1 pseudogene is annotated in these 345 nt (G+C 66.7%); it reads right to left on the bottom strand.

Features of this window, described 5'->3' with window-relative positions:
* Positions 1 to 330, bottom strand: a pseudogene (locus AC0L3J_RS37725) (hypothetical protein); the annotation flags it as partial.
* Between the last annotated feature and the right edge of the window lie 15 nt (positions 331 to 345).

Genomic DNA, 345 nt, shown 5'->3' with positions numbered 1-345 from the left:
GAGGATAAGGCGGGCAGGGCGCTCGTCGTGCTCGACCTGGACGATGGCCTTTTTCAGCTTGTCCGGGTCCGGCTCCTTCGCGCCCTTTTCCTTGGCGTCCTTACCGTCCTGGTCGCCGTCCTCGCCGTCCTGGCCGTCGCCGGCCTCCGCGTCACGCTCGCCATCAGTCTGGCCGCTGAAGGCATCGACGGTGTTGGGATCGCGGCCCTTCTCGTCCAGGAACTCGCGCAGCAGCTTGACCGTGCCGCGCGTGATTTCCTGGGTGTCGTCGTCAAGCCACGCCTCGACTTCCTCCGGGCGCTTCTTGAAGGCCGTCACCAGCTCGTTCACCACGGTCACGTCGCG

The organism is Bradyrhizobium sp. Kon37, assembly GCF_055807535.1.
The sequence above is the reverse complement of the archived record's forward strand: the minus strand, read 5'-3'. Positions and strand labels throughout refer to the sequence as shown.